The organism is Streptomyces sp. NPDC039736 (assembly GCF_055596485.1).
This window is the reverse complement of the sequence record NZ_JBVIUQ010000007.1, coordinates 484,691-493,519: the sequence shown is the minus strand read 5'-3', so window position 1 is coordinate 493,519 and position 8,829 is coordinate 484,691. Positions and strand designations below refer to the sequence as shown.

Sequence of the window (8,829 nt, the reverse complement as noted above, 5' to 3'; positions counted from 1 at the left end):
CGGGTGTCAGGACCCACACCCCGTCACGGAGAAGCCCGTCGGCTTCCCCCGCCAAGTCCTCGATCAGCGACCTCATACCCATGCCCGAAATCCTACTGATCGCTGACCTGCCGGGCTCATGAGGCAGGACATGATGGGGCGTGGCGAAGCGGGGTTGGTTCGTCCCGCGCGGGCCGTGACCCGTTCGCTGGGAGGGCCGTTGAAGAGGGCAGTGCCCCGTGGCGCTACCCCCATCAGAAGTCCCCCGGTGTTTGTGCACCCCGGGGGATTTTTGGGATGGAGCGGTTGTCCCGGCACCCGTACGGTTGTCTCTTCGCCCCGGACGGGGCCGGGCCGCGCCGGTAGGTGTCAGAGGGCCGCGGTCGTCGTGCGGCGTGCGGGCGACGTGCCGCACGACATGGGCCAGCGGGCGCTCACCGGGGCCGCCAGAGCGACAGCGCGCGGCCCTTCCCGCACAACTGGCACAGGCCGCGTGGGGTCCTCGACTGCTGCTCGTGATGCTTGAGGTCGATGATCAGGCGGGTGAGGATCCGGACGCTTCCGGCGGGCAGTCGCAGCCCGTACGGGCTTCCCTCGACGATGACGTCGGCCGCGCAGTCGTCGGACAGGTCCGCCTCGGTGCCGGCCGGGTGGATGACCTCGATGCGGGTGGCGTCGGCAGCGACCGAGACGGTCACCGTGGACGTCGTGGCCGGAGGCGGCGGGACGGCGTCGTCCTGGTCGTCGTCGGCGGGCCTCAGCAGGAGCCACCAGGAGGCGTGTTCACCTCCGTCGGCGTCGTGTTCGGGATCTGACGCGTGGAAGGTGTCGAGCAGCTCGCGCAGTGCCCGTCCGAGGGTGGCGACAGCGAGGTCGGGGTCGGGGTCGAAGTCGGGGAGGCTGTAGGCATCTGACATCGGGGGCGGTTCCTTCCGCGCGGGGTGAGGCTGCGTGATCACGCAGCCTCACCCCGGTCTACGGCCTCCCGGGCAGCCGCGGGGCGGGCAACGTCGTCCTCTCCCGCCCGGCGGGCAACGATCTTGGTTGAGGCTCCTCCTGGCGGACCCGGTGCCAAAGACCCGTCCGGGGTTACTCGTGTGGGAGTCGACAGCGCGGCCAGAGCGCAGGACGCTCCGCAGAAAGCCACGGGGGCCGGCCGGTTCGCGGGCGGGGCCCCGCGTACATCCGCAAGGGCGCACGCCCCGCCTACGCTCGCCACCGGTGGCGCCGGTCAGCAGCCCGTGGCCGAGACCTCGAACTTGAACGTGGCCGTCCTGTCGTGCTGGTGGACGTCCGAGGTTGACGTGAAGTCGCTCGTCACGGAGTACACACCGGGGCCTTGGCACTGGTACGTGAAGCTGCGGCCCCGACGGTTCGTCAGGCTGCGCCAAGCCTCATCACGGGGCTCGCTCTTGACGATGGTCTTGCCGTCCTTGGTGAGTACGTAAGGCGAGCGCGCGTCGCAGTCGACGTATTTCCACCCCCAGATGCCGGTCCCGCTCTGCCAGTATTCCTGGCACTCGGTCCAGAATCGGATGGTCGGAGTGCCATCCTTGTCGTCCGTGAGACAGACCTCGGACTTGACCCAGAAGTACTTGCTGTTCTTCCCATACCCCGTCTTCTTGGCACAGGACTGTGGAGGCGCCCCGGCTGCCGTCGAGGCGGCGGGAGCGCCCATGACTGCAAGGGCTGCAAGGGCCACCGCGGGAGCGAGCACGCGAGAGATGGATGCTTTCGTCACGCTCACTGCAACGAATCCGGCACCGGAACGCAACGGCAACCAACCGGACGTTGCCACGCATGGACTAAAAGGGGTTTTTTCTACCGATACTTCGCCTGGAAATGGCATCGCTTCACAGGTGTACGGCAGTCCGCGCGTACGTCCGCAAGGGCGCACACATAGCAGCAGGGCCGCTCCCTGGGTTCCGGGGAGCGGCCCTATGCTGTTCGTGCGTGTGGGGTAGTGGCTAGTCGATGCCGTAGTGGTGGTTCACCGCGGTACGTGCGCGCGCGACGTCGGCGTTGGTGACGCGGTCGTCGTCCTCCAGCGCGGTGAGCCAGTCGCTGATCTCCTCGCTCGACCAGCAGGCGAGGTCCGCCAGGGCGGGAAGAGCCAGCGGCGAGGTGAGGGGCACGGTGGTCCTTGGGGGTGTCGTGGGTGCTGCGTAGGGGGGCAACGTGGTGCGGCGGGGGCCGGTCACCGCCGGAAGGACAGGAGCTTGCCGCCCATCACAACACCCGGACGGCGCGTCACAGCACACAGGCCAAACGTTCCCCGCTAACGACAAGCGGCCGCTCTGCCGGAACCGCGCACGCCGCGATCGCGTCTATCGCAGGCATGGGCGACTGGGTCAAGGACCTCAGCCGGGGCACCTGTTGATCTCAACTGGATACACGCCCTAGTTCAGCGGCGGGTAGTTCTCGACGAAATAGGCGTAGCTGTCGGCGTTCATGATCGCAAGGGCCGGACTCTCGCGGGCCAGTGTCTGGAGATCGTCATGGCCGTCTTCATGCTCCTGGGTGCCGCCGTTGTCCAGGAACCTGCTCGCTTCACGGACCAGGAAGCCCGCCTGGGAAGAGGAGCCCCAGCCTGTGGGCGCGGCATGCCAGAACGCGGGGCCGAGATAGATGGTGCCGAATTGATCCGGGTAGATGTAACCGTACGAGTCCGGCTCGGTATTGATACTGATGTTGCCGTCGTAGACGAAGTCTGTGAGGTCGGTGTTGGTAAGGTTTTTGAGGATGTTCTCGACGTAGGCCCTTCGTTGGGGTTCGTCCTCGCCGAACCAGGCGGTGTACCTGTCTCCGATGGCGTCCGAAGGCGGGTTCACGAGGTATTGGTAAGCCTCGGCGATGTGCTTGGTGGCCGCGCTGACCGCGGCCTTGACCTCGTCTTGCCCCTCACGCCAGACGCCGATGAACTGCGGCTCCACAGTGCCCCTATCGATCAAGGTTCGTTCGCTCAAGGGTGTTCGGTCCACGCGGCTTTCCGGTGGTCGCATGGCCGCTCACAGGTCCCACTGTGACCCGGCCGCGCCGTGCCTTCGTAGCTGACACGCGTGTGGGATGTGTTCACGTTCGAGTGGTCCTATGCGGCAGCCGCGGCTCAGGCATCTGCGCAGTCAGAACAGCTGACGGGGTCGCGGTTGGCCGAGCCAGTACGTTTGGCCGCTCTCGTCGACGGTGACGCCGAACCGGGTGATCTGCGGGTGTCCGTAGTCCTCCCACCAGTGGTAGGCGGCCTCCGCCGCGTCCCACAGGCGGCGCAGCATGATCAACAAGCTGAAGGCCTGGCGAGGCATCGCCACCCGCTACGACAAGACCCCTGAAAGCTACCTCGCCGGCCTCCACCTTCGCGCCGCAATGATCTGGGGCAAGGACCTCAGCCGGAGCACCTGTTGATCTCAACTGGATACACGCCCTAGTCCACCGCAGTACGTGCGCGCACGACGTCGGCGTCAATAACGCGGTCGTCGTCCTCGTGCGGCGGGGGCCGGTCACCGCCGGAAGGGCAGGATGGTGCCGTCCTGGGTGGCGGGCCGGGGGCTGCCGGTGCAGGTGCGCTGGTGCCCGGCGCACCAGGGGCCTGCCTGCTGGGGGGTGAGGTCGCTCTGGCTGTGGTGGCAGGTCCGGCAGGTCACGCTGGCGGTGTCCGCTCGCGCCGTTCCAGACGGCTTCGAGTTCAGAGGTACTTCTGGCCGCACACGCGATGGCCAAGCGGAGCTCACGTGCGGAGGGCCTGCTCGATCCTGCTACTTCCAGTCTGCGATCGCGGTAGCCGTCGCAGCCGCTGCGGCAACCGAGGTTGCCAAAGCGCCGCAGAAGGCAATGCGATTCGCCAGGTTCATACCGGCCCAGAAACCCGCCGAAGGATCCGGGTCGGCGACAGCATTGACCACATTATTCCTCCGCGCCATGACAGCCCTCCTGAAGGAATAGGCAGGGATATACATAAGGGCGTTCACTCCTAGCCCTATCAAAGCATAGATAAATTGGAATTTACCGACTGTCGCAATAAGGAGCTGGAAAAGAAGCCCCAAAGCAATCAACGCATTCACAGGCACAAGGTCGCGCCATACCGTCCTGTCGTGGGCACCGTGCCCCGCCAAGTAGCCCCTGATGGTTTCGAACCTGCCCAGGACTATCGCACGGTCCTCACCACTTACTGAAAGATAGAGCAGGTTTGGTTTCATAGATATATAGACGCTAAGTTCAGGGTTTTCACCGCGCACACTGATGGTCAGGTTCGCGATCTCCCTCTCATTGGATACGACTGCAGATCTTCTGACCTCCGCCAGCAATTCCCCGAGCGTCTCGGCACGAAATTTCGTGTCACTAGCAGTTTGCGAGAAAGCAGTTCGAGCCCCAGGAACTCCTTCGCTCGCAATCGCGCCGAGGTGGTTCAGAGCAGTAGGGCCCAGGCGGCATCCGTACAGGGATATTGACTTCTCGGTGATGCTTGGCAAAAGGGGCTCCTCGGCTGGGGCCACCAGCTCTGCGGCAGACGCTGGATCACGGTGCACCCTAGCGGCCCCCACTGACAGCCGTGGCAGGACAGAAGAGTGCGGCACCAAGTCAGGCGGCGAAGCCGACGTTGGTGACGTACTCGTACTGGCCCCAGTTGGAGCCGAGGTCGCCGATGACGTCGTCCCACGCGGCTTCGAGGCCGGCGTGGTCGCTGGCGGCCCAGGAGCCGACGATCGTGTCCCAGCGGCGGACGTTCATCGTGCGGTACTCCACGACGCGTTTTTGGCGCTGGTCGACCTGGGACTGGTTGACCGGGTGGATCTCCACCCGGGTCCCGCCTCCGGAGTTGAGGCGCTTGAGGAGATGCTTGGCGACGTTCTGCCGTCGCACGGCGGTGTAGGCGCGCTCGATCTTCTCCAGACTGGCCCGGGAGGGGGCGCGCTTGCCCTCGCGCCAGGCTTTGAGGGTGCGGTCGGTGACGGTGAGGCCAGCGGCCTTCGCCGCCTGGCGGGCGTGGTCGGTGCGGGTGAGGTAGTTCAGGCGGGCCGTCCAGCCGCGCTTGGAGGTGACCGGGGTGGCGATGCCTCCAGCGAGGCGGTCGAGCTGGCGGGCGACCGCCTCGCTCCCCTTGATGCCGCGCGCGCCGAACAGGCCGAACTGATGATTCCTCTGGGGCACTTACTTCCCCTCCCCCGTCTGGCCGTCGGCGGTCGTGCCGACGGTGTACGCGTCCTTCACCTTCACCTCGGTGACGCCCCGCCCTTCGGGGAACACCTGGTGCCAGTCGCCGATGACATGGAGCTCGTCGGTGCCCATGGCCCGCACCACGTGCAGGCCGCCCTCATGAGCCTTCCACGCCTTCATCCACAGGTTCGCGAACGCCTGGGAGCGGATGAGGTGCATCCAGTCCTGGCGGTAGATCTCCCGGTTGTAGTTCGACTCCCCCAGGGTGGAGACGAACTTCGAGTACATCGCCTTCACGTACTCCAGCGTCGCCTCGTCCCCCTCGGCCAGCGCCTGGGCGCGGGCCTCGGTGAGCGTCACGCGGAACTTCTCCAGCAGCCCTTCGGTCGAGCCGGAGGTGTAGGACTCGTGGATCTCCGGCGGGTCGCACAGCCGGTGCTTGGGGCCGGACAGGCGCAGCAGCAGCCGCAGGGTCGGCTCGGTCACCCACAGCGGGCCGGGCTCGTCGCGGTTGCCGATCGGGTTGGGCAGGACGTCCTCGTGCTCCCAGACCGGCGGGGTGATCAGGTGGACCCCGGCGCGGCGGCGGTCGAAGTCGAACCCGGTGGAGTGCTCCAGCTGCCCGATGGGGAGATGGGTTTTGAGGGCGGAGAGGTAGGCGGCGTTCATGTCGAGCGCGACCACCTCGTGCGCCCCCTCGGGCAGTGCGCGCCGGGTCCACTTCGGGCGGGCCTCCCAGACCTGGTCGGCGCCCTTGGAAGTCTGCTTGCGCAGGATCTTCGGCAAAGCCGGGTGGGCGACGACGTCGTACCGGCCTCCCTTACGGGTCTCGTCCAGCAGCGCCATCGCGTCCGGGATCGCCCGCTTGACCAGAGCGGCAGTGGCTTCTTCGACATCGCCGCCGTGCTCGGACAAGGCGGCCTGGACGGCCTGGACGATGAGGTCGCCGGGGCCGGACTCCTCCTGGAACGCCCGCCCCCGCGGCTTCTGCTGTGCCGTCGGCCGGGAGGCCGGACGGCTCGTACGGGCCGCACGCGCCGGGACCGGCGGCACCGACGTCGGGGCAGGTGTCGTACGGGCCGGGGCGGCGTCGATGGCGGGTTCTGCCGGGGCGGGGGGCGGAGGGGTGGGGGCACTCTGGCAGTCGGTGGGGTCCAGGTGCTGCGCGAAGCCGTCGATCCGGTGACCGGCCGGGCTGCCGCACAGCACGCACGGCTCAGGCACCGCCAGGACCTCCACGTCGTCTCCCAGCTCGTCGTCCTCGGGCGCGGCCTCGGTGGACGTGTCCTCGGCGGCCGGGCCGGTGTCGTCCTGGTCGTCGTCGGCCGGGTCCGGGGCCTGGTCGGCGAACTTCGCGGCGAGGCCGTCGAGGAGGTACGCGTACTTGGTGCGGAGCTCACCGCTCGGGTCGCGGCCGGACTCCCAGCCGGTCACCGTGGACGGGCTCACGCCGAGCGCCTTCGCGACCTGCGCCTTCGACAGGTGTGCGCGCTCGCGCAGCGCACGGCGCACCCCCGGCTCGGGGAGGGCGGCCTGCTCGGTCACGGAGGACAGCAGCGAGTCGATCGCGTCGAAGCCGCTCATCGGCCGGCTCCCTTCTTCTGGCCGGTCGTGCGCAGCCGGTCGGCGGGCAGCGCCTCGCACGCCTTCGTCGGCCCGTCCAGGAGATCGAGCGGGCGCACCCCGTAGTGGACGGCCAGCGCATCAACATCGTCCAACTGCCACGAAGCGGCACCGGACTGACGGCGCGAGACCTGCGTCTGGGTCAGCCCCAGCACCTCAGCCACCACCCGCTGCGACTCCCCCGTCGCCTGCATCAACGCCGCCACCGTCAGCCGCAGCGACTCCTCCAAGCTCATTCCCATAGACCCATCATAGCGGCAACTCATGCATAGAACGCATGGATCTTTGATGTATGACCTTGCTCATTACTTTTTTAACTCATCTTTGTGCAAGGGTGCTTCACGGGCGGCTGTCAGTGAACCACCAGCCTGAAACGCCCTTCCCCTCACGACATTTCACAGAGAACCCACAGGCCAGGGGTGAAGCAGCGGAATGCGTTTCAGTCCTTGCGGTACCGCTGTCCCGTCGCACCGAACCTCGAGCAAATCTCGCCCGAATGCCAGCGAAGCTTGACCACTGGCGGTTAGTGTCACCACAGTTCGGCGGCCGTCCGTCACCGGTGCGAGAGAGGCGCCTGGGGCCGTAGAGCAGTAGGCGAGCCGCGTCGGAGAAGTGGTCGGGGGAGTTGCTGTGGAGCTAGTGAATCAACTACCTGCTCTGATAGGCGTCGTGGTGGGTTCACTCGGCTCGTACGCCACACAGAGCCTGACCGAGCGCCGGAAGTGGACACGGCAGCGGGCGGAGAGATGGGATGAGAAGCGCTTCGAGACCTACGGCGCCTACGCCAATGCCCTCAAGGCCCAGCTCCGCCTCGCTCAACGCATCGGTGCCGCTCTCGGATTCGCGGACGTGGCCGATCCGTTGCCGCCAGCCGAAGGCCTGCCCCTGCTTGCCGACGCGGAGTCCCACCGCGCGACGGAGTGGGAGTCCGTCCTGCTCGTCGGGGACGCGGCGACCATCGCGGCCGCCCGGCGCTGGCACGAGACGATCTGGACCATCGAGTCACTCATACGCGAAGGATCGATCGACGAAGAAAAGTGGACCAAGATCCATCGGCTGGCAAGCGCGGCGCGCGACGCCTTCTACGAGAGCGCGCGACGGGATCTCGGAATCCACGGAGCTCCGCCGCCGCCGGGGCAGTGGCCCCGGCAATGGCGGACTGAACTGTCCGAGTAAGCGCTCCAGGCCTCGCTTGCGCGAGGCCGTGCACGACAGATCCTCGACAGGGTGGCGCGGTGATAGGCAACCTCACCGAGAACCCGCAGCCCAGCGGTGAAACAGGGAGCCGTTGCACCCCTGCGTCTCAGTCTTCGCGGTGCCGCGCTTCCTCCATCGCCCGGCGCCGGGCACGCAGTTCCTCACGGCGGGCCCGGCGTTCGTCCGCCGCCTGCTCCTCCTGCCGCTCCCGGCGGCGGTGGGCGATGCAGGCCGGGCACACCAGGTCCGCGACCAGGTGCCGGACCTCACGTCGCGGACCAGGCCCGACCGGCAAACGCCACCCCCGGGCAAGGAGGCGGACCGTCAGACGCGTCAGGGATGCCCGCGACGCGAGCATAGGCAGCGTCCAGTCCTCCCGGTCCAGAAGGAACCGCACCTGCGCGGGCAGCCCTCCGCGCGGGAACCGTGCGGCAAGCAGCGCACGGTCGTCGTCGTTGCGGGGGTAGTAGTGCGCCGGGCAGGCACGCTGTGCCCGCCGGTTCGTCTTCTTCCGGGCCCGGCCCGGTGTCGTGTTCTCCATTCGAGAAGCGTTCCGTACCAGCCCTGTGGATACGGGCCGCCGTGGAACGCCACGGCCCGGTACCGCGGAGGGAACCCGCGGGACCGGGCCGGCTGTTGTCGGATGCTGCGGGATCAGTCCCAGCGGCTGTCGGGGACGAGGCCCCAGCCCGGGTCCCGGCGGTGCCGCGTGGTGTCCTCGTGCAGATCCCAGTTCGGGTCCTTGCGTGTCATCGGGTTCCCCTCCCCTTTCGTGTGCTGCCGAGCGCAGCAACGATCACGAGCGTACGACCCCGCACCCTCTTCACGGGCCTCTCCTACTTCTCCTCTTCTCAACCGCCGGGGGCACCGCGACGTCGA

General features: G+C 67.5%; 12 protein-coding genes and 1 pseudogene. 2 read left to right on the top strand and 11 right to left on the bottom strand.

Going from position 1 to position 8,829, the window contains the following annotated elements; all coding sequences use genetic code 11:
* Positions 1 to 413: 413 nt before the first annotated feature.
* The 5 genes from ACZ56L_RS24255 to ACZ56L_RS24235 all read right to left on the bottom strand — a co-directional run bounded on the left by ACZ56L_RS24255 (position 414) and on the right by ACZ56L_RS24235 (position 3,251).
* Entirely contained in the window at positions 414 to 896 is a 483-nt protein-coding gene (locus ACZ56L_RS24255) for a hypothetical protein (RefSeq protein WP_471066262.1), read from the bottom strand.
* Between the two features lie 314 nt (positions 897 to 1,210).
* The gene (locus ACZ56L_RS24250) at positions 1,211 to 1,726 is read right to left on the bottom strand and encodes a hypothetical protein (protein ID WP_471066260.1); all 516 of its coding nucleotides are present in this window, start codon (positions 1,724 to 1,726) and stop codon (positions 1,211 to 1,213) included.
* A 220-nt stretch (positions 1,727 to 1,946) separates the two neighbouring features.
* A complete protein-coding gene (locus ACZ56L_RS24245; RefSeq protein WP_471066258.1) occupies positions 1,947 to 2,114 on the bottom strand; it encodes a hypothetical protein in 168 nt (55 codons plus the stop codon).
* Between the two features lie 264 nt (positions 2,115 to 2,378).
* A complete protein-coding gene (locus tag ACZ56L_RS24240; RefSeq protein ID WP_471066256.1) occupies positions 2,379 to 2,945 on the bottom strand; it encodes a M35 family metallo-endopeptidase in 567 nt (188 codons plus the stop codon).
* A 156-nt stretch (positions 2,946 to 3,101) separates the two neighbouring features.
* Complete coding sequence (locus ACZ56L_RS24235) at positions 3,102 to 3,251, bottom strand: hypothetical protein (protein WP_471066254.1); 150 nt, start codon at positions 3,249 to 3,251, stop codon at positions 3,102 to 3,104.
* Here ACZ56L_RS24235 and ACZ56L_RS24230 point away from each other — a divergent pair.
* Positions 3,250 to 3,381 (top strand): annotated as a pseudogene (locus ACZ56L_RS24230) (hypothetical protein); the annotation flags it as partial. The gene ACZ56L_RS24235 and the pseudogene ACZ56L_RS24230 sit on opposite strands and share 2 nt — an antisense overlap.
* Before the next feature lie 95 nt (positions 3,382 to 3,476).
* Here the strand turns inward: ACZ56L_RS24230 and ACZ56L_RS24225 are convergent.
* From ACZ56L_RS24225 to ACZ56L_RS24205, 5 genes are all read right to left on the bottom strand, one after another.
* Entirely contained in the window at positions 3,477 to 3,620 is a 144-nt protein-coding gene (locus ACZ56L_RS24225) for a hypothetical protein (RefSeq protein ID WP_471066252.1), read from the bottom strand.
* 111 nt (positions 3,621 to 3,731) lie between these two features.
* A complete protein-coding gene (locus ACZ56L_RS24220) occupies positions 3,732 to 4,445 on the bottom strand; it encodes a hypothetical protein (protein ID WP_471066250.1) in 714 nt (237 codons plus the stop codon).
* A 109-nt stretch (positions 4,446 to 4,554) separates the two neighbouring features.
* Complete coding sequence (locus tag ACZ56L_RS24215; RefSeq protein WP_471066248.1) at positions 4,555 to 5,124, bottom strand: transcriptional regulator; 570 nt, start codon at positions 5,122 to 5,124, stop codon at positions 4,555 to 4,557.
* A complete protein-coding gene (locus ACZ56L_RS24210) occupies positions 5,125 to 6,714 on the bottom strand; it encodes a helix-turn-helix transcriptional regulator (RefSeq protein ID WP_471066246.1) in 1,590 nt (529 codons plus the stop codon).
* On the bottom strand, positions 6,711 to 6,995 hold the full coding sequence (locus ACZ56L_RS24205) for a helix-turn-helix domain-containing protein (protein ID WP_471066244.1): 285 nt from the start codon (positions 6,993 to 6,995) through the stop codon (positions 6,711 to 6,713). The genes ACZ56L_RS24210 and ACZ56L_RS24205 overlap by 4 nt, the downstream gene beginning before the upstream one ends.
* Positions 6,996 to 7,422: 427 nt before the next feature.
* Here ACZ56L_RS24205 and ACZ56L_RS24200 point away from each other — a divergent pair, with 427 nt between their 5' ends.
* Entirely contained in the window at positions 7,423 to 7,929 is a 507-nt protein-coding gene (locus tag ACZ56L_RS24200; protein WP_471066242.1) for a hypothetical protein, read from the top strand.
* Positions 7,930 to 8,056: 127 nt separating this feature from the next.
* Here the strand turns inward: ACZ56L_RS24200 and ACZ56L_RS24195 are convergent, their stop codons facing one another.
* Entirely contained in the window at positions 8,057 to 8,491 is a 435-nt protein-coding gene (locus ACZ56L_RS24195; RefSeq protein ID WP_471066240.1) for a hypothetical protein, read from the bottom strand.
* Positions 8,492 to 8,829: the final 338 nt, after the last annotated feature.